The 18,435-nt window shown below is 53.0% G+C and carries 18 protein-coding genes; 9 read left to right on the forward strand and 9 right to left on the reverse strand.

Annotation, left to right across the window (positions count from 1 at the left end; all coding sequences use genetic code 11):
• Nucleotides 1–64: 64 nt before the first annotated feature.
• From HUZ68_RS20935 to kefG, 3 genes are read right to left on the reverse strand one after another with little or no spacing between them, the layout of a single operon-like run.
• Complete coding sequence (locus HUZ68_RS20935; RefSeq protein WP_001007730.1) at nucleotides 65–265, reverse strand: YheV family putative zinc ribbon protein; 201 nt, start codon at nucleotides 263–265, stop codon at nucleotides 65–67.
• 9 nt (nucleotides 266–274) lie between these two features.
• Nucleotides 275–2,080 carry a glutathione-regulated potassium-efflux system protein KefB gene (gene kefB / locus HUZ68_RS20940; protein WP_000399122.1) on the reverse strand — a complete coding sequence of 602 codons (1,806 nt, stop codon included), beginning with the start codon at nucleotides 2,078–2,080 and terminating at the stop codon, nucleotides 275–277.
• Nucleotides 2,080–2,631, reverse strand: coding sequence for a glutathione-regulated potassium-efflux system ancillary protein KefG (gene kefG, locus HUZ68_RS20945; RefSeq protein ID WP_001297514.1), 552 nt, complete (start codon nucleotides 2,629–2,631; stop codon nucleotides 2,080–2,082). The genes kefB and kefG overlap by 1 nt, the downstream gene beginning before the upstream one ends.
• Before the next feature lie 130 nt (nucleotides 2,632–2,761).
• Between kefG and HUZ68_RS20950 the strand changes: the two genes are divergently transcribed.
• Genes HUZ68_RS20950 through HUZ68_RS20965 form a run of 4 tightly spaced genes read left to right on the forward strand, consistent with a single transcriptional unit; the run spans nucleotide 2,762 to nucleotide 6,832 of the window.
• Nucleotides 2,762–4,675: an ABC transporter ATP-binding protein gene (locus tag HUZ68_RS20950; protein ID WP_033814714.1), complete on the forward strand. Its 1,914-nt coding sequence runs from the start codon at nucleotides 2,762–2,764 to the stop codon at nucleotides 4,673–4,675.
• Nucleotides 4,675–5,697, forward strand: a complete 1,023-nt coding sequence (locus HUZ68_RS20955) for a hydrolase (protein ID WP_000057379.1) — start codon at nucleotides 4,675–4,677, stop codon at nucleotides 5,695–5,697. The genes HUZ68_RS20950 and HUZ68_RS20955 overlap by 1 nt, the downstream gene beginning before the upstream one ends.
• Nucleotides 5,691–5,909 carry a YheU family protein gene (locus tag HUZ68_RS20960; protein ID WP_000907085.1) on the forward strand — a complete coding sequence of 73 codons (219 nt, stop codon included), beginning with the start codon at nucleotides 5,691–5,693 and terminating at the stop codon, nucleotides 5,907–5,909. The genes HUZ68_RS20955 and HUZ68_RS20960 overlap by 7 nt, the downstream gene beginning before the upstream one ends.
• 53 nt (nucleotides 5,910–5,962) lie before the next feature.
• Nucleotides 5,963–6,832 carry a phosphoribulokinase gene (locus HUZ68_RS20965; protein WP_001274680.1) on the forward strand — a complete coding sequence of 290 codons (870 nt, stop codon included), beginning with the start codon at nucleotides 5,963–5,965 and terminating at the stop codon, nucleotides 6,830–6,832.
• Nucleotides 6,833–6,886: 54 nt separating this feature from the next.
• Here HUZ68_RS20965 and HUZ68_RS20970 read toward each other — a convergent pair whose 3' ends face one another.
• Complete coding sequence (locus tag HUZ68_RS20970) at nucleotides 6,887–7,291, reverse strand: OsmC family protein (RefSeq protein WP_001148908.1); 405 nt, start codon at nucleotides 7,289–7,291, stop codon at nucleotides 6,887–6,889.
• A gap of 301 nt (nucleotides 7,292–7,592) precedes the next feature.
• On the opposite strand from HUZ68_RS20970, the gene crp reads away from it, so the two are divergent.
• Both crp and HUZ68_RS20980 read left to right on the forward strand, forming a co-directional pair.
• Entirely contained in the window at nucleotides 7,593–8,225 is a 633-nt protein-coding gene (gene crp / locus HUZ68_RS20975; protein WP_000242755.1) for a cAMP-activated global transcriptional regulator CRP, read from the forward strand.
• 50 nt (nucleotides 8,226–8,275) lie between these two features.
• Nucleotides 8,276–10,366 (forward strand): YccS/YhfK family putative transporter, encoded by a 2,091-nt coding sequence (locus HUZ68_RS20980; protein WP_001295162.1) that lies wholly within the window; start codon nucleotides 8,276–8,278, stop codon nucleotides 10,364–10,366.
• A gap of 66 nt (nucleotides 10,367–10,432) precedes the next feature.
• On the opposite strand, the gene argD is transcribed toward HUZ68_RS20980, so the two are convergent.
• The 5 genes from argD to ppiA form a co-directional block, all read right to left on the reverse strand.
• Complete coding sequence (gene argD / locus HUZ68_RS20985) at nucleotides 10,433–11,653, reverse strand: bifunctional acetylornithine/succinyldiaminopimelate transaminase (protein ID WP_000963797.1); 1,221 nt, start codon at nucleotides 11,651–11,653, stop codon at nucleotides 10,433–10,435.
• 85 nt (nucleotides 11,654–11,738) lie between these two features.
• On the reverse strand, nucleotides 11,739–12,302 hold the full coding sequence (gene pabA / locus HUZ68_RS20990; RefSeq protein WP_112925129.1) for an aminodeoxychorismate synthase component 2: 564 nt from the start codon (nucleotides 12,300–12,302) through the stop codon (nucleotides 11,739–11,741).
• Nucleotides 12,303–12,333: 31 nt separating this feature from the next.
• Nucleotides 12,334–12,936: a putative adenosine monophosphate-protein transferase Fic gene (locus HUZ68_RS20995; RefSeq protein WP_001280641.1), complete on the reverse strand. Its 603-nt coding sequence runs from the start codon at nucleotides 12,934–12,936 to the stop codon at nucleotides 12,334–12,336.
• Nucleotides 12,926–13,093: a YhfG family protein gene (locus tag HUZ68_RS21000; RefSeq protein WP_000736860.1), complete on the reverse strand. Its 168-nt coding sequence runs from the start codon at nucleotides 13,091–13,093 to the stop codon at nucleotides 12,926–12,928. Before HUZ68_RS21000 ends, HUZ68_RS20995 begins: the two co-directional genes overlap by 11 nt.
• A 104-nt stretch (nucleotides 13,094–13,197) precedes the next feature.
• Nucleotides 13,198–13,770: a peptidylprolyl isomerase A gene (gene ppiA / locus HUZ68_RS21005; RefSeq protein WP_000477225.1), complete on the reverse strand. Its 573-nt coding sequence runs from the start codon at nucleotides 13,768–13,770 to the stop codon at nucleotides 13,198–13,200.
• Nucleotides 13,771–14,040: 270 nt separating this feature from the next.
• Here ppiA and tsgA point away from each other — a divergent pair, with 270 nt between their 5' ends.
• The 3 genes from tsgA (at nucleotide 14,041) to nirD (ending at nucleotide 18,351) form a co-directional block, all read left to right on the forward strand.
• On the forward strand, nucleotides 14,041–15,222 hold the full coding sequence (gene tsgA / locus HUZ68_RS21010) for an MFS transporter TsgA (protein ID WP_000185243.1): 1,182 nt from the start codon (nucleotides 14,041–14,043) through the stop codon (nucleotides 15,220–15,222).
• A gap of 262 nt (nucleotides 15,223–15,484) precedes the next feature.
• Complete coding sequence (nirB, locus tag HUZ68_RS21015; protein ID WP_000049213.1) at nucleotides 15,485–18,028, forward strand: NADPH-nitrite reductase large subunit; 2,544 nt, start codon at nucleotides 15,485–15,487, stop codon at nucleotides 18,026–18,028.
• Nucleotides 18,025–18,351 (forward strand): nitrite reductase small subunit NirD, encoded by a 327-nt coding sequence (gene nirD, locus HUZ68_RS21020; protein WP_000084764.1) that lies wholly within the window; start codon nucleotides 18,025–18,027, stop codon nucleotides 18,349–18,351. Before nirB ends, nirD begins: the two co-directional genes overlap by 4 nt.
• Nucleotides 18,352–18,435 lie beyond the last annotated feature (84 nt).

Genomic DNA, 18,435 nt, shown 5'->3' on the forward strand with positions numbered 1-18,435 from the left:
CGCAGATTGTAGCGGAATTCTGCAGCCGTGTACTCACTAGCTTAAAAAAACTCGGCGCATATCGCTAGTCCGGATGAAAAATCCCGATCACTTGCTCATCTTTGCGAACGTGATCGCGGGCTTCTTTGTCTGCTTCTCGCATCTGATGTCCGCACTTAACGCATTCAACAATATCAATATTATTTTCGCGCCACATCGCCATTGAATCCTGCGCCTGACAGGCCGGGCATTTTGCGCCCGCAATAAAACGTTTTCGGATTGCCATCTTTACCCTCTACTCAAATTCATCCCAGCCGTCCAGCTGGCGTCGTTCTTGTTGCATTTCACGCTGGAAAATCTCTTCCAGTTCGCGTCGGGCTTCCCTGGCGCGAGAAATTTGTACGGTATCGGCATGCATTGGGATGAGCTCTCGCAGCATCCGCATATCCAGGCGGCGAAAATGCAGTTGCGCCCGCTGTGCCTGATGCGGATGCATGCCAAGCGTGACCAGCGTCTTGCGCCCCAGCTCTAACGCACTGGAGAATGTTTCACGGGAAAACTGCGTCACCCCTGCCTGTAATAACTCATGCGCTTCCACACGTCCGCGCGCTCGCGCAAGAATATGCAAATGCGGAAAGTGCTGCTGGCATATTTCCACCAGCTTCATGGTGTCTTCCGGCTCGTTACAGGTAATGACGATAGACTCAGCGGCCTCTGCACCCGCAGAACGTAAAAGATCGACCTGCGTGGCATCACCGTAATAAACTTTGTAGCCATATTTGCGCATCAGGTTAACGGCGCTGATATCCCGCTCCAGCACGGTAATGCGCATTTTATTTGCCATCAGCAAACGACCAATCACCTGCCCAAAACGCCCGAAACCGACCACAATCACCTGCGGTTTATCATCGTTGACCCATGGTTTTTCGTCTTCTTCCTCCGGTCCGTTAAACTGGCGGGATAGCCATTTATCTACCAGCTTCATCAGCAGCGGCGTGGTCATCATGGAAAGCGTCACCGTCACCAGCAACAGCGCCATCTGGTCGCCCTGGAATAAGCGTTGTGAAGAAGCGGTAGAAAAGAGGACAAAGGCAAACTCACCGCCCTGACTCAACACGCCAGCAAACTGCATCCGCTCTGAGCTACGCACGCCATACAATCGCGCCAGCAGATACAGCACGAGAATTTTCACCGCCACCAGCACAACCACGCTTATCACTACCCACAACAGATGGGTATAAAGCACCCCGAGGTTGAGCGACATGCCGACAGAGATAAAGAACAAACCGAGCAGCAAGCCTTTGAAGGGATCGATAGCCGTTTCCAGTTCATGGCGATATTCACTTTCCGCCAGCAGCACGCCCGCAATAAACGTACCGAGCGCCATCGACAGCCCCAGCGCGTCCATAAACAATGCGGAACCCAATACCAGCAGCAGCGTCGCGGCGGTGAACACTTCCCGCACGCCAGAAGCTGCAATAAAACGGAATACCGGACGCAATAAATAGCGCCCGCCAATCAGCATGCCGACAAACGCCAGCACCTTCATGCCGATCTTCATCCAGTCGAAATGTTCGTCTGCCGAACCCGCCAACAACGGCACTAACGCCAGTGCCGGGATCACCGCCAGATCCTGAAACAGCAGTACCGAGAAACCTAACTGGCCGGATTCGCTGCGATTCATCCCTTTCTCACGCATCAATTGCAACGCCATTGCAGTTGAAGACATCGCAAGGCCAATGCCACCGACCACCGCCGCCTGCCAGGCGAAATCCGTCAGCATCAATAATCCCGCCAGCAACGCTGCGCTTAACAGCACCTGTGCCGCGCCTACGCCAAAAATCGAACGCCGCAGTTGCCAAAGCTTGGAGGGATTCAACTCAAGGCCGATGATAAACATCAGGAACACCACGCCGAGTTCCGAAAAGTGGAGGATCTCATCGACGTCGCTAATAAACCCCAGCCCCCACGGGCCAATTGCAATCCCTGCCAGCAAATATCCCAACACAGCGCCAATACCCAGCCGCGATGCCAACGGCACCGCAGCCACCGCCGCGAAGAGAAACAGCACTCCTGCAAGTAAAAAATCGGAACCTTCCATCAGCGGCCTCCTGGAGACAGCGGATTTGCCAGCCAGTCACCGTAGGCTCTGGCATGGCTCGCCAGCTCCTGTGCGCTTTGCCGTCTCGCCCAGTAAATAATGATGGGACTTAACCAATGCATCCGGCACATGCCCGCCGCCAGTTCAAAGGGGCGCAGGACATCGCTCATCGGGTAGCGATTCAACGCGTCATAACGGTAAGCACTTTCCGGCTCGCCGGTGGTAATCACACTACGCCAGTACTTTCCCGCCAGTTGGTTTCCTCCCGGCCCGCTGGCAAAACCACGGCTTAATACCCGGTCCAGCCACTCTTTCAGTAGCGCCGGGCAGCTATAGGTATAAAGAGGATGCTGAAAGACAATCACCTCGTGCTCGCGCAGTAATGCCTGCTCACGGGGGATATCAATAAAAAAATCGGGATAGTGCGCGTAAAGGTCGTGCACGGTAACATTGCTGAGCTGCGTGGCCGGTTTAAGCAGTACCCGGTTTGCCACCGAGTCCTGAGATTCCGGATGGGCATACAGCAGCAAAACTTTCGCTGGCTGAGACATCATCCCCCTCCCGGTATGGTTTTTGTGTATAGTCGCTGTTTTGGGCTACCATTGCGCCCGGTGCGGCAGCTCGCCCATACATTACATTATCATAATGATAAGTTAACATAGTCTGAACATACGGCACCTTATGATTGTTTTCTCCTCGTTACAAATTCGTCGCGGCGTGCGCGTCCTGCTGGATAATGCCACCGCCACCATCAACCCCGGGCAGAAAGTCGGCCTGGTGGGTAAAAACGGCTGTGGTAAATCTACCCTGCTGGCATTGCTGAAAAATGAAATCAGCGCCGACGGCGGCAGCTACACCTTTCCGGGAAGCTGGCAACTGGCGTGGGTGAATCAGGAAACGCCGGCGTTACCGCAAGCGGCGCTGGAATATGTCATTGACGGCGACCGTGAATATCGTCAACTGGAAGCGCAGCTGCACGACGCCAACGAACGTAACGACGGGCACGCCATTGCGACCATTCATGGCAAGCTGGATGCTATTAACGCATGGAGTATTCGCTCCCGTGCCGCCAGCCTGCTGCACGGCCTCGGTTTCAGCAATGAACAACTGGAGCGCCCGGTAAGTGATTTCTCTGGTGGCTGGCGTATGCGTCTTAACCTTGCCCAGGCGCTGATTTGCCGTTCAGACTTGCTGCTGCTCGACGAACCGACTAACCACCTCGATCTCGATGCCGTTATCTGGCTGGAAAAATGGCTGAAGAGCTATCAGGGCACGCTGATCCTGATCTCTCACGACCGCGACTTCCTCGATCCGATCGTCGATAAAATTATTCATATCGAACAACAAAGCATGTTCGAGTACACCGGCAACTACAGTTCGTTTGAAGTACAGCGCGCCACCCGTCTGGCGCAGCAACAAGCGATGTACGAAAGCCAGCAGGAACGCGTAGCGCATCTGCAAAGTTATATCGACCGTTTCCGTGCCAAAGCCACCAAAGCGAAGCAGGCCCAGAGCCGCATTAAGATGCTCGAGCGTATGGAGCTGATTGCCCCCGCGCACGTCGACAACCCGTTCCGCTTTAGCTTCCGCGCGCCGGAAAGCCTGCCAAATCCGTTACTGAAGATGGAAAAGGTCAGCGCAGGCTATGGCGATCGCATTATTCTCGACTCGATTAAACTGAATCTGGTCCCCGGTTCGCGCATTGGTCTGTTAGGCCGCAACGGCGCGGGTAAATCGACATTAATCAAACTGTTAGCCGGTGAACTTGCGCCAGTCAGTGGTGAAATAGGCCTGGCAAAAGGGATCAAGCTCGGCTACTTCGCCCAGCATCAACTTGAATACCTGCGCGCCGACGAATCGCCTATTCAACATCTGGCACGTTTAGCGCCGCAGGAACTGGAGCAAAAACTGCGTGACTACCTCGGCGGCTTTGGTTTCCAGGGCGATAAAGTAACCGAAGAAACGCGCCGCTTCTCCGGTGGGGAAAAAGCCCGCCTGGTGCTGGCATTAATTGTCTGGCAGCGGCCGAATCTGCTGCTGCTCGACGAACCGACTAACCACCTTGACCTCGACATGCGTCAGGCACTCACCGAAGCATTAATCGAGTTTGAAGGCGCGCTGGTTGTCGTTTCGCACGACCGTCATTTGCTGCGTTCCACCACTGACGACCTCTACCTGGTTCACGATCGTAAAGTCGAGCCGTTCGACGGCGATCTGGAAGATTATCAACAGTGGTTGAGCGACGTACAAAAGCAGGAAAACCAGACCGACGACGCGCCAAAAGAGAACGCGAACAGCGCCCAGGCACGTAAAGATCAGAAGCGTCGGGAAGCGGAGTTGCGTGCGCAAACCCAGCCACTGCGTAAAGAGATTGCCCGTCTGGAAAAAGAGATGGAGAAGCTGAACGCGCAACTGGCGCAGGCAGAAGAGAAACTCGGCGACAGCGAACTGTATGACCAGAGCCGTAAAGCGGAGTTGACCGCCTGCCTGCAACAGCAAGCCAGCGCCAAATCCGGCCTGGAAGAGTGCGAAATGGCATGGCTGGAAGCCCAGGAGCAGCTTGAGCAGATGTTGCTGGAAGGCCAAAGCAACTGATGGCGCAGATAACGACGACCGATGCCAATGAATTCAGCAGCAGTGCTGAATTCACCCCTATGCGCGGCTTTAGCAATTGTCATCTGCAAACCATGCTGCCGCGTCTGTTTCGTCGCAAGGTGAAATTCACCCCGTACTGGCAGCGGCTGGAGTTGCCCGACGGCGATTTTGTCGATCTCGCGTGGAGTGAAGCCCCTGCACAGGCACGGCATAAACCGCGTTTAGTGGTATTTCACGGGCTGGAAGGCAGTCTCAATAGCCCTTACGCCCACGGTCTGGTTGAGGCGGCGCAAAAGCGCGGCTGGCTGGGCGTGGTGATGCATTTTCGCGGATGCAGCGGTGAACCAAACCGTATGCACCGCATTTACCATTCGGGCGAAACCGAAGACGCCAGTTGGTTTTTACGCTGGCTGCAACGCGAATTTGGTCATGCGCCAACGGCTGCCGTCGGCTATTCGCTCGGCGGTAATATGCTGGCCTGTTTGCTGGCAAAGGAAGGCAATGATCTCCCGGTTGATGCGGCGGTGATTGTCTCTGCGCCGTTTATGCTGGAAGCCTGTAGCTATCATATGGAAAAGGGCTTTTCCCGCGTTTATCAGCGTTACTTGCTGAACCTGTTAAAAGCCAATGCCGCACGCAAGCTGGCTGCCTACCCCGGAACGCTGCCGATAAATCTCGCGCAATTAAAATCGGTACGTCGCATCCGTGAATTTGACGATCTCATCACCGCCAGGATTCACGGCTACGCTGACGCTATCGACTATTATCGTCAGTGTAGCGCCATGCCGATGCTGAACCGGATCGCCAAACCGACGCTGATTATTCACGCTAAAGACGATCCGTTTATGGATCATCAGGTGATCCCGAAACCGGAAAGTCTCCCCCCGCAGGTGGAGTATCAACTGACTGAACATGGCGGTCATGTTGGCTTTATTGGCGGTACATTACTTCATCCGCAAATGTGGCTGGAGTCACGCATTCCTGACTGGTTAACAACGTATCTGGAGGCGAAATCATGTTGATTCCGTGGCAAGACCTCTCCCCCGAAACGCTGGAAAATTTAATTGAAAGCTTTGTGTTACGTGAAGGCACCGATTATGGTGAACATGAGCGTACACTTGAACAGAAAGTCGCCGACGTCAAACGCCAGCTACAGTGCGGAGAAGCGGTGCTGGTATGGTCAGAGCTGCACGAAACGGTCAATATCATGCCGCGCAGTCAGTTTCGCGAATAACCTGCAACCGTCGGCGGACGAGATAATAATGATAGCTAAGTCATGGAGTTACTATGTCTGCCAAACATCCGGTCATTGCGGTAACAGGATCCAGCGGCGCGGGGACCACCACCACCAGCCTCGCGTTTCGTAAAATATTCGCCCAGTTAAATCTGCATGCAGCCGAGGTGGAAGGCGACAGTTTTCACCGTTACACCCGCCCGGAAATGGACATGGCGATCCGCAAAGCGCGCGACGCCGGGCGGCATATCAGCTACTTCGGCCCCGAAGCGAACGACTTCGGCCTGCTGGAACAAACCTTCATTGAATACGGTCAGAGCGGCAAAGGGAAATCTCGCAAATATCTGCATACCTACGATGAAGCCGTACCCTGGAATCAGGTACCGGGAACATTCACCCCCTGGCAACCTTTACCAGAACCCACTGATGTACTGTTTTATGAAGGTTTACACGGCGGCGTAGTCACGCCACAGCATAACGTTGCGCAGCATGTGGACTTACTGGTCGGCGTGGTGCCTATCGTTAACCTTGAGTGGATTCAAAAACTGATCCGCGACACCAGCGAGCGCGGGCACTCACGAGAAGCAGTGATGGACTCAGTAGTGCGTTCAATGGAAGACTATATCAACTACATCACACCGCAGTTTTCCCGCACCCATCTTAACTTCCAGCGCGTTCCCACCGTCGACACTTCAAACCCGTTCGCGGCAAAAGGTATCCCGTCGCTGGATGAAAGCTTTGTGGTGATCCATTTTCGTAATCTGGAAGGGATCGATTTCCCCTGGCTGCTGGCGATGTTGCAAGGCTCATTCATTTCCCACATCAATACGTTAGTGGTGCCCGGCGGCAAAATGGGTCTGGCAATGGAATTAATTATGCTGCCGCTGGTGCAACGATTGATGGAAGGAAAGAAAATCGAGTAACTCTGCTATTACGCCGGATAAAATACTATCCGGCTTCACAACGGGATAGTTAAATCACGCGGCAACCACTTCATACGAGTGAGTAATATTCACCGCTTTTTCCAGCATCAACGCCACTGAACAATATTTCTCGGCAGAGAGATCAACCGCACGCGCAACCGCTGCGTCTTTCAGGTCGCGACCGGTGACGATAAAATGTAGATTAATGTGCGTAAACAGGCGTGGTGCCTCTTCGCGGCGTTCAGAGGTCAATTTTACTTCACAATCGACCACATCCTGACGCCCTTTTTGCAGGATCGAAACCACATCGATGGCACTGCAACCACCCGCCGCCATCAACACCATTTCCATCGGACTTGGTGCTTTATCGCCTGAGTTGCCGTCCATTAAAATCTGATGACCAGAGGCGGATTCGCCCAGAAAAGTTAACCCTTCGACCCACTTCACTCGCGCTTGCATTTTTGCTACTCCACTGCGTCAATTTTCCTGACAGAGTACGCGTACTAACCAAATCGCGCAACGGAAGGCGACCTGGGTCATGCTGAAGCGAGACACCAGGAGACACAAAGCGAAAGCTATGCTAAAACAGTCAGGATGCTACAGTAATACATTGATGTACTGCATGTATGCAAAGGACGTCACATTACCGTGCAGTACAGTTGATAGCCCCTTCCCAGGTAGCGGGAAGCATATTTCGGCAATCCAGAGACAGCGGCGTTATCTGGCTCTGGAGAAAGCTTATAACAGAGGATAACCGCGCATGGTGCTTGGCAAACCGCAAACAGACCCGACTCTCGAATGGTTCTTGTCTCATTGCCACATTCATAAGTACCCATCCAAGAGCACGCTTATTCACCAGGGTGAAAAAGCGGAAACGCTGTACTACATCGTTAAAGGCTCTGTGGCAGTGCTGATCAAAGACGAAGAGGGTAAAGAAATGATCCTCTCCTATCTGAATCAGGGTGATTTTATTGGCGAACTGGGCCTGTTTGAAGAGGGCCAGGAACGTAGCGCATGGGTACGTGCGAAAACCGCCTGTGAAGTGGCTGAAATTTCGTACAAAAAATTTCGCCAATTGATTCAGGTAAACCCGGACATTCTGATGCGTCTGTCTGCACAGATGGCGCGTCGTCTGCAAGTCACTTCAGAGAAAGTAGGCAACCTGGCGTTCCTCGACGTGACGGGCCGCATTGCACAGACTCTGCTGAATCTGGCAAAACAACCAGACGCTATGACTCACCCGGACGGTATGCAAATCAAAATTACCCGTCAGGAAATCGGTCAGATTGTCGGCTGTTCTCGTGAAACCGTGGGACGCATTCTGAAGATGCTTGAAGATCAGAACCTGATCTCCGCACACGGTAAAACCATCGTCGTATACGGCACTCGTTAATCCCGTCGGAGTGGCGCGTTACCTGGTAGCGCGCCATTTTGTTTCCCCCGATGTGGCGCAGACTGATTTATCACCCCGATATCAACTATGCACTTCGACAAACGCTGGTGCTATGTTTGCCCGTGGCCGTTGGGTTAATGCTTGGCGAATTACGATTCGGTCTGCTCTTCTCTCTCGTTCCTGCCTGTTGCAATATTGCGGGCCTTGATACGCCTCATAAACGTTTTTTCAAACGCTTAATCATTGGTGCGTCGCTGTTTGCCACCTGTAGCTTACTGACACAGCTGCTACTGGCAAAAGATGTTCCCCTGCCCTTTTTGCTGACCGGATTAACGCTGGTACTTGGCGTCACTGCTGAGTTGGGGCCATTGCACGCAAAATTGCTTCCCGCATCGCTGCTGGCAGCCATTTTTACCCTCAGTCTGGCGGGATACATGCCGGTCTGGGAACCGTTGCTCATCTATGCGTTGGGCACTCTCTGGTACGGATTGTTTAACTGGTTTTGGTTCTGGATCTGGCGCGAACAACCGCTGCGCGAGTCACTAAGTCTGCTGTACCGTGAACTGGCAGATTATTGTGAAGCCAAATACAGCCTGCTTACCCAGCACACCGACCCTGAAAAAGCGCTGCCGCCGCTGCTGGTGCGCCAGCAAAAAGCGGTCGATCTAATTACCCAGTGCTATCAGCAAATGCATATGCTTTCCGCGCAAAATAATACTGATTACAAGCGGATGCTGCGTATTTTCCAGGAGGCGCTGGATTTACAGGAACATATTTCGGTCAGTTTGCATCAGCCGGAAGAGGTGCAAAAGCTGGTCGAGCGTAGCCATGCGGAAGAAGTTATCCGCTGGAATGCGCAAACCGTCGCCGCTCGCCTGCGCGTGCTGGCTGATGACATTCTTTACCATCGCCTGCCAACGCGTTTTACGATGGAAAAGCAAATTGGCGCACTGGAAAAAATCGCCCGCCAGCATCCGGATAATCCGGTTGGGCAATTCTGCTACTGGCATTTCAGCCGCATCGCCCGCGTGCTGCGCACCCAAAAACCGCTCTATGCCCGTGACTTACTGGCCGATAAACAGCGGCGAATGCCGTTACTTCCGGCGCTGAAAAGTTATCTGTCACTAAAGTCTCCGGCGCTACGCAATGCCGGACGACTCAGTGTGATGTTAAGCGTTGCCAGCCTGATGGGCACCGCGCTGCATCTGCCGAAGTCGTACTGGATCCTGATGACGGTATTGCTGGTGACGCAAAATGGCTATGGTGCAACCCGTCTGAGGATTGTGAATCGCTCCGTGGGAACCGTGGTCGGGTTAATCATTGCGGGCGTGGCGCTGCACTTTAAAATTCCCGAAGGTTACACCCTGACCTTGATGCTGATTACCACCCTTGCCAGCTACCTGATATTGCGCAAAAACTACGGCTGGGCGACGGTCGGTTTTACTATTACCGCAGTGTATACCCTGCAACTGTTGTGGCTGAACGGTGAGCAGTACATCCTTCCGCGTCTTATCGATACCATTATTGGTTGTTTAATTGCTTTCGGTGGTACCGTCTGGCTGTGGCCGCAGTGGCAGAGCGGGTTATTGCGTAAAAACGCCCATGACGCTTTAGAAGCCTATCAGGAAGCGATTCGCTTGATTCTGAGCGAGGATCCGCAACCTACGCCACTGGCCTGGCAGCGAATGCGGGTAAATCAGGCACATAACACTCTGTATAACTCATTGAATCAGGCGATGCAGGAACCAGCGTTCAACAGCCATTATCTGGCAGATATGAAACTGTGGGTAACGCACAGCCAGTTTATTGTTGAGCATATTAATGCCATGACCACGCTGGCGCGGGAACACCGGGCATTGCCACCTGAACTGGCACAAGAGTATTTACAGTCTTGTGAAATCGCCATTCAGCGTTGTCAGCAGCGACTGGAGTATGACGAACCGGGTAGTTCTGGCGATGCCAATATCATGGATGCGCCGGAGATGCAGCCGCACGAAGGCGCGGCAGGTACGCTGGAGCAGCATTTACAGCGGGTTATTGGTCATCTGAACACCATGCACACCATTTCGTCGATGGCATGGCGTCAGCGACCGCATCACGGGATTTGGCTGAGTCGCAAGTTGCGGGATTCGAAGGCGTAATGCAGGCTAAACCATCGGATAAGGCATTCACGCCGCATCCGACATCTTTTGCCTGATGCTTCGTATTTACGCCCCAACCACCTTCGCCACCGCGTGGGCGAAACGTTGCATCCCTTCATCGATATCCGCATCTTCCACCACCAGCGACGGTGCAAAACGCATCACATCCGGTCCGGCATTCAGCACCATTACGCCAGCCCCTGCGCCCGCATACAGGAAATCACGCGCCCGACCTTTGAACTGTGGCTTAAGCTCCGCGCCAATCAACAGCCCCATACCGCGAATATCGCTAAACACATCGTACTGCTGATCGATCTTCTGCAGATGGTCAACAAAACGCTGGCGTTTCGCCTGAATGCCTTCCAGCACTTCAGGGGTATTGATGATATCAAACGCCGCGCCCGCTACTGCACAGGACAGAGGATTACCGCCGTAGGTGGAACCGTGAGAACCAGGATGAAATGCAGAAGCAATTTCTGCCGTGGTCAGCATGGCGCTAATCGGGAAGCCGCCGCCTAACGCTTTCGCAGAGGTCAGAATATCCGGCGTCACGCCGTAGTGCATGTAAGCAAACAAATCGCCGGTCCGCCCCATCCCGCACTGTACTTCATCAAACACCAATAATGCCTGATGTTGATCGCACAGCTCGCGCAAGCCCTGCAAAAACTCTGGCGTCGCTGCCGTCACACCGCCCTCGCCCTGGATCGGCTCAACCACCACCGCACAGGTGTGATCATCCATCACCGCTTTCACTGCGTGGAGATCGTTAAAAGGAACGTGGATGATGTCTGCCGGTTTTGGCCCAAAGCCGTCGGAATATTTTGGCTGCCCGCCCACCGAGACGGTAAACAGCGAGCGACCATGAAAAGCGTTATGGAAGGCAATAATTTTGGTTTTGAACGGACTATGACGCACACAGGCGTAATGGCGTGCCAGTTTAAAGGCGGTTTCGTTAGCTTCCGTGCCGGAGTTCATAAACACCACGCGTTCGGCAAACGTCGCCTCAATCAGTTTGCGCCCAAGACGCAGCGCCGGTTCATTGGTGAAAACGTTACTGATATGCCACAGAGTTTCGCCCTGGGTTTTTAACGCGTTCACCAGCGCAGGATGGCAATGGCCCAACGCCGTAACTGCAATGCCACCCGCGAAATCGACATACTCCTTGCCTTGCTGATCCCAGATTCGGCTGCCCTGACCTTTTACCGGAATGAACTCTGCCGGAGCATAAATCGGCAGGATCACTTCATCGAAAGTCGCGCGTGTAATTGCTGTTTGTTCAATTGCCATCTCATGATCACCCTGTTACGCATAAATAAATGTGAAATTATAATCACAAAATATGCATAAAAAATCATTGAATGGCAATCAGAAATCAGCGATGCAGGAAATTAGCCAGCAGTTGATGTCCTTGTTCGCTAAGAATACTTTCTGGATGGAACTGCACACCTTCCAGATCCCACTGGCGATGGCGAATCCCCATAATCTCGCGGGTTTCGCTCCAGGCCGTCACGTCAAAGCATGCTGGTAATGAGCCAGGTTCCACCACCAGCGAATGATAGCGTGTCACGGTAAGTGGATTTGCCAGCCCCCGAAATACGCCCTCACCGTTATGTGTAATCGGCGAGGTTTTGCCGTGCATGACCTTTGCGGCGCGCACAACTTTGCCGCCAAATGCCTGCGCCATTGCCTGATGACCGAGGCAGACGCCAAGAATCGGCAAGCGCCCGGCATAGTGACGAATAACGTCAAGGGAGATCCCGGCTTCATCTGGCGTACAGGGGCCGGGTGAGATGACAATTTTTTGCGGTTTCAGGGCGTCGATATCCGCCAGCGTCAACGCATCGTTGCGCTTAACCAGCACATCCGCCCCCAGTTCACAAAAGTACTGGTAGAGGTTCCAGGTAAAAGAATCGTAGTTATCAACAAGCAGGATCATGGCGGCTCCGGTACGAAAGAACCGCGCTATTTTACTCAGATTCCCCGGCTTCGCTTACCACTTTGCTAAATATCATCTGCAGTGCGGTGAGATCCCCCATTGCCCCACTCTGATTTGCCTGATTCCAGGCCTCTTTTTCGATACCCTGCCAGCTCAGTTGATATCCGGCATGAATCGCCAGTTGCTCGAAGAAGATCCGCTGTGCCAGACCACTTCCCACCCGGAAGGGATGCAGCACGTTGATTTCACAATAGTAATGCGCCAGCCGCTCGACGAACTTCGCTTTCTCCAGGCCAACCAGATAACCTTCTTCCTCCAGATCCTGCATCAGGGCATTGCCCTCTTTTTCGATATAAGCAAAGTGGCAGAACGGCGTATCGCCCTGATAAATATCAACTTCACGCAGTTGCCCTGCCCAGTCGAAAATATCCTGATACAGCTGGCGATGGATAGTGCGCAAATGCGGTAAACCGCGCACCAGCGGACCAAGCTCAATGGTCGCAGCACGCAGCGCCGTCATTTCGTAAGCGGCCTGTTCCAGCCGCTGCTGCTGGCGGATGTTCAGCCGGTTACGCATGATATCAAGGCCTGGATAAAGATACGGATCGCGCCCTTCGCCGAATTTATCGCTCATAGTGCCTCCTCAGCTCTTCAAGGCGCGCTAAAGCCTCTGCGGCAGTAAGAGTGACTAAAGGCATCTCGACGCCTTCAAGACGGCGACTGGCCTGAAAATTACGATTACGCTGAAGCTCCCAGAGACGGGACTTTTGCTTATCGGTGAGTTTCTTCACTTGATGCCTCCCTGAACGTGTCCATTTGCCACAAGTATAAGCGGCAAATCCGGGTTACGCCGGGAGAGCAGAAGCGCGGGCAAGATTGCCCGCGCGAGAAATCATTACGGCAGGACTTTAGCGGAAAGGATAACTACCGGTTTTGACGGCACATTCTGGTACGGACCAACGTCATGAGTCGGCACCTGGGAAATCTTATCGGCAACGTCCATGCCTTTCACCACTTTACCAAATACCGCGTAACCGAAATCACGCTGACCATGGTCAAGGAAGGCGTTATCGGCAACGTTGATAAAGAACTGGCTGGTGGCGCTGTCTTTGTCAGCGGTACGCGCCATCGCGATGGTGCCACGCGTGTTGCGTAGGCCGTTATCGGCTTCATTTTTGATTGGCGGGTTTGGTTTTTTCTGCTGCATCTGCTCGGTGAAACCACCGCCCTGAATCATAAAGCCAGGAATGACGCGGTGAAAGGTAGTGTTGTTATAAAAACCGCTGTTCACATAATCGACAAAGTTCTGCACAGACACTGGCGCTTTTTGTTTATCCAGCTCCAGTTCGATGTTACCAGCTGAGGTTGTCAACAATACGTGCGGGTCCCCTTTCGCTGCCATTGCTGCGGGAGAAAGAGCAGAAAGAGCGAAAACAGCAGCCATCGCCGCCAGGGTCGATTTGAACATGAGATTTCCTTAACAAACAGAGCAGAAAAAAAGCAAGTGAAGAGATTCTAAATAGCCTTCAAGAACAAGGCCATCCCTTTACCTAATTTTACGTATCTGAAATATATGTAACCTGACGATCACTTTTTATTCCGTGATAAAAATCACCTCTTAAAATGCAATTTAGCAACCGATTGCAATAAAACATTTAAACAGATCACAAAATCACCTAAAATCGCCCGCTCGCGGCATATCCCGCTATGCCATTTTATTTTTGAACGCAGGCCAATCATGACTAACAGCAATCGCATCAAGCTCACATGGATTAGCTTTCTCTCCTACGCACTGACTGGTGCGTTGGTTATTGTCACCGGGATGGTGATGGGAAATATCGCCGATTATTTCAATCTGCCTGTTTCCAGTATGAGTAACACCTTCACCTTCCTCAACGCCGGCATTTTAATCTCTATCTTCCTCAATGCCTGGCTGATGGAAATCGTCCCGTTGAAAACGCAGTTACGTTTTGGCTTTCTCCTGATGGTGCTGGCGGTTGCCGGTTTGATGTTCAGCCACAGCCTGGCGCTGTTCTCGGCGGCGATGTTCATTCTCGGGGTGGTCAGCGGCATCACCATGTCGATTGGTACATTCCTGGTAACACAAATGTATGAAGGGCGTCAGCGCGGTTCCCGCCTGTTATTTACCGACTCCTTCTTCAGTATGGCTGGGATGATTTTCCCAATGATCGCCGCGTTTCTACTGGCGCGCAGCATTGAGTGGTACTGGGTTTATGCCTGCATCGGGCTGGTGTATGTCGCTATTTTTATTCTGACTTTCGGCTGTGAGTTCCCGGCGCTGGGCAAACATGCGCCAAAAACGGATGCTCCGGTAGCGAAAGAAAAGTGGGGGATCGGCGTACTGTTTCTCTCTGTTGCGGCGCTGTGCTACATCCTCGGTCAGTTAGGTTTTATCTCCTGGGTGCCTGAGTATGCCAAAGGCCTGGGCATGAGCCTGAACGACGCGGGCACACTGGTGAGTAACTTCTGGATGTCATACATGGTCGGCATGTGGGCGTTCAGCTTTATTCTTCGCTTCTTTGATTTGCAACGTATCCTGACCGTACTGGCTGGTCTGGCTGCGATTCTGATGTACGTCTTTAACACCGGAACACCGGCACATATGGCGTGGTCAATTCTCGCCCTGGGCTTCTTCTCCAGCGCGATCTATACCACCATCATCACCCTGGGTTCACAGCAGACCAAAGTACCGTCGCCAAAACTGGTTAACTTTGTCCTGACCTGCGGGACCATCGGTACTATGTTGACCTTCGTAGTTACCGGCCCGATTGTTGAACATAGCGGTCCGCAGGCGGCACTGCTTACAGCAAACGGTCTGTACGCTGTCGTCTTTGTGATGTGCTTCCTGTTAGGTTTCGTCAGCCGTCACCGTCAGCATAACACCCTGACCTCTCATTAATTGCTCATGCCGGACGGCACTATCGTCGTCCTGCCTTTTCCTCTCTTACCCCCGCTACGTGCATCTATTTCTATAAACCCGTTCATTTTGTCTATTTTTTGCACAAACATGAAATGTCAGACAATTCCGTGACTTAAGAAAATTTATACAAATCAGCAATATACCCCTTAAGGAGTATATAAAGGTGAATTTGATTTACATCAATAAGCGGGGTTGCTGAATCGTTAAGGTAGGCGGTAATAGAAAAGAAATCGAGGCAAAAATGAGCAAAGTCAGACTCGCAATTATCGGTAACGGTATGGTCGGCCATCGCTTTATCGAAGATCTTCTTGATAAATCTGATGCGGCCAACTTTGATATTACCGTTTTCTGTGAAGAACCGCGCATCGCTTATGACCGCGTACACCTCTCGTCTTACTTCTCTCACCACACCGCCGAAGAGCTGTCGCTGGTGCGCGAAGGCTTCTACGAGAAACACGGCATCAAAGTTCTGGTCGGCGAACGCGCTATCACCATCAACCGTCAGGAGAAGGTGATTCACTCCAGCGCCGGGCGCACCGTTTTTTATGACAAGCTGATCATGGCGACCGGTTCCTACCCGTGGATCCCGCCAATCAAAGGTTCTGATACTCAGGACTGCTTTGTCTATCGCACTATTGAAGACCTCAACGCCATTGAATCCTGCGCCCGTCGCAGCAAACGCGGTGCCGTTGTTGGTGGCGGCCTGTTAGGTCTGGAAGCCGCTGGCGCGCTGAAAAACTTAGGTATTGAAACCCACGTTATCGAATTTGCCCCTATGCTGATGGCGGAACAGCTTGATCAGATGGGTGGCGAGCAGCTGCGTCGCAAAATCGAAAGTATGGGCGTGCGCGTTCACACCAGCAAAAACACCCTTGAGATTGTGCAGGAAGGTGTCGAAGCGCGTAAAACCATGCGTTTTGCCGACGGCAGCGAACTGGAAGTCGACTTTATCGTCTTCTCTACCGGTATCCGTCCGCGCGATAAGCTGGCAACCCAGTGTGGTCTGGACGTTGCTCCGCGTGGGGGTATTGTCATTAATGATTCCTGCCAGACTTCCGATCCGGATATCTACGCCATCGGTGAATGTGCAAGCTGGAACAACCGTGTATTTGGTCTGGTAGCACCAGGCTACAAAATGGCGCAGGTCGCCGTTGACCATATTCTCGGTAGCGAAAACGCCTTTGAAGGTGCTGACCTTAGCGCCAAGCTGAAACTGCTGGGCGTAGACGTAGGCGGTATTGGTGATGCGCACGGTCGCACACCAGGCGCACGTAGCTACGTTTACCTCGACGAAAGCAAAGAGATCTACAAACGCCTTATTGTCAGCGAAGACAACAAAACCCTGCTCGGTGCGGTACTGGTGGGCGATACCAGCGACTACGGCAACCTGCTGCAACTGGTGCTGAATGCTATCGAGCTGCCGGAAAACCCGGATTCTCTGATTCTGCCGGCGCACTCGGGTAGCGGTAAGCCGTCTATCGGTGTTGATAAACTGCCGGACAGCGCGCAAATCTGCTCCTGCTTCGACGTCACCAAAGGTGATCTGATTGCTGCCATCAACAAAGGCTGCCACACCGTTGCGGCGCTGAAAGCTGAAACCAAAGCGGGTACTGGCTGCGGTGGCTGTATCCCGCTGGTTACTCAGGTACTGAACGCGGAACTGGCGAAACAGGGCATCGAAGTTAACAACAACCTGTGCGAACACTTTGCTTATTCGCGTCAGGAACTGTTCCATTTGATCCGCGTTGAAGGCATTAAAACCTTCGAAGAACTGCTGGCGAAACACGGCAAAGGCTACGGTTGTGAAGTTTGTAAACCGACCGTCGGTTCGCTGCTGGCCTCCTGCTGGAACGAATACATTCTGAAGCCGGAACATACTCCGCTGCAGGATTCTAACGATAACTTCCTCGCTAACATCCAGAAAGACGGCACCTACTCGGTGATCCCGCGCTCTCCGGGCGGTGAAATCACCCCGGAAGGGCTGATGGCAGTGGGTCGTATCGCGCGTGAATTTAATCTCTACACCAAAATCACCGGCTCCCAGCGCCTGGCGATGTTTGGCGCACAGAAAGACGATCTGCCGGAAATCTGGCGTCAGCTGATTGAAGCCGGTTTCGAAACCGGTCATGCATATGCGAAAGCACTGCGTATGGCGAAAACCTGCGTGGGTAGCACCTGGTGCCGCTACGGCGTTGGCGACAGCGTCGGCCTCGGCGTGGAACTGGAAAACCGCTACAAAGGCATCCGTACGCCGCACAAAATGAAGTTCGGTGTCTCCGGCTGTACCCGTGAATGTTCAGAAGCTCAGGGTAAAGACGTGGGTATTATCGCCACCGAAAAAGGCTGGAACCTGTATGTTTGCGGTAACGGCGGCATGAAACCGCGTCATGCGGATCTGCTGGCGGCGGATATCGATCGCGAAACGCTGATCAAATATCTCGACCGCTTCATGATGTTCTACATCCGTACTGCCGACAAACTGACTCGTACCGCGCCGTGGTTAGAAAACCTCGAAGGCGGCATCGATTACCTGAAAGCGGTGATCATTGACGACAAACTGGGGCTGAACGCACATCTGGAAGAAGAGATGGCGCGCCTGCGTGAAGCGGTAGTGTGTGAGTGGACTGAAACGGTCAATACGCCGTCTGCGCAGACTCGCTTCAAACACTTCATCAACAGCGACAAGCGTGACCCGAACGTGCAGATGGTGCCAGAGCGCGAACAGCACCGTCCGGCAACGCCGTATGAACGTATCCCAGTAACTCTGGTGGAGGACAACGCATGAGCCAGTGGAAAGACATCTGCAAAATCGATGACATCCTGCCTGAAACCGGCGTCTGCGCGCTGTTAGGTGACGAGCAGGTCGCGATTTTCCGCCCGTATCACAGCGATCAGGTGTTTGCGATCAGCAACATCGACCCGTTCTTCGAGTCCAGCGTGCTGTCACGCGGGCTGATTGCGGAGCACCAGGGCGAGCTGTGGGTCGCCAGCCCGCTGAAAAAACAGCGTTTTCGCTTAAGTGATGGCTTGTGCATGGAAGACGAACAGTTTTCCGTCAAACATTACGAAGCGCGAGTGAAAGACGGCGTGGTGCAGCTGCGCGGTTAATGTTTTAACGGGAGGCGCAATGCCTCCCCTTTTTGCATGGTCCTGTAATGACCTTCGGTATATTGCAGGACATTTTTTAAACTT

The sequence above is a fragment of the Shigella dysenteriae genome, assembly GCF_022354085.1.
Taxonomy (GTDB): domain Bacteria; phylum Pseudomonadota; class Gammaproteobacteria; order Enterobacterales; family Enterobacteriaceae; genus Escherichia; species Escherichia coli.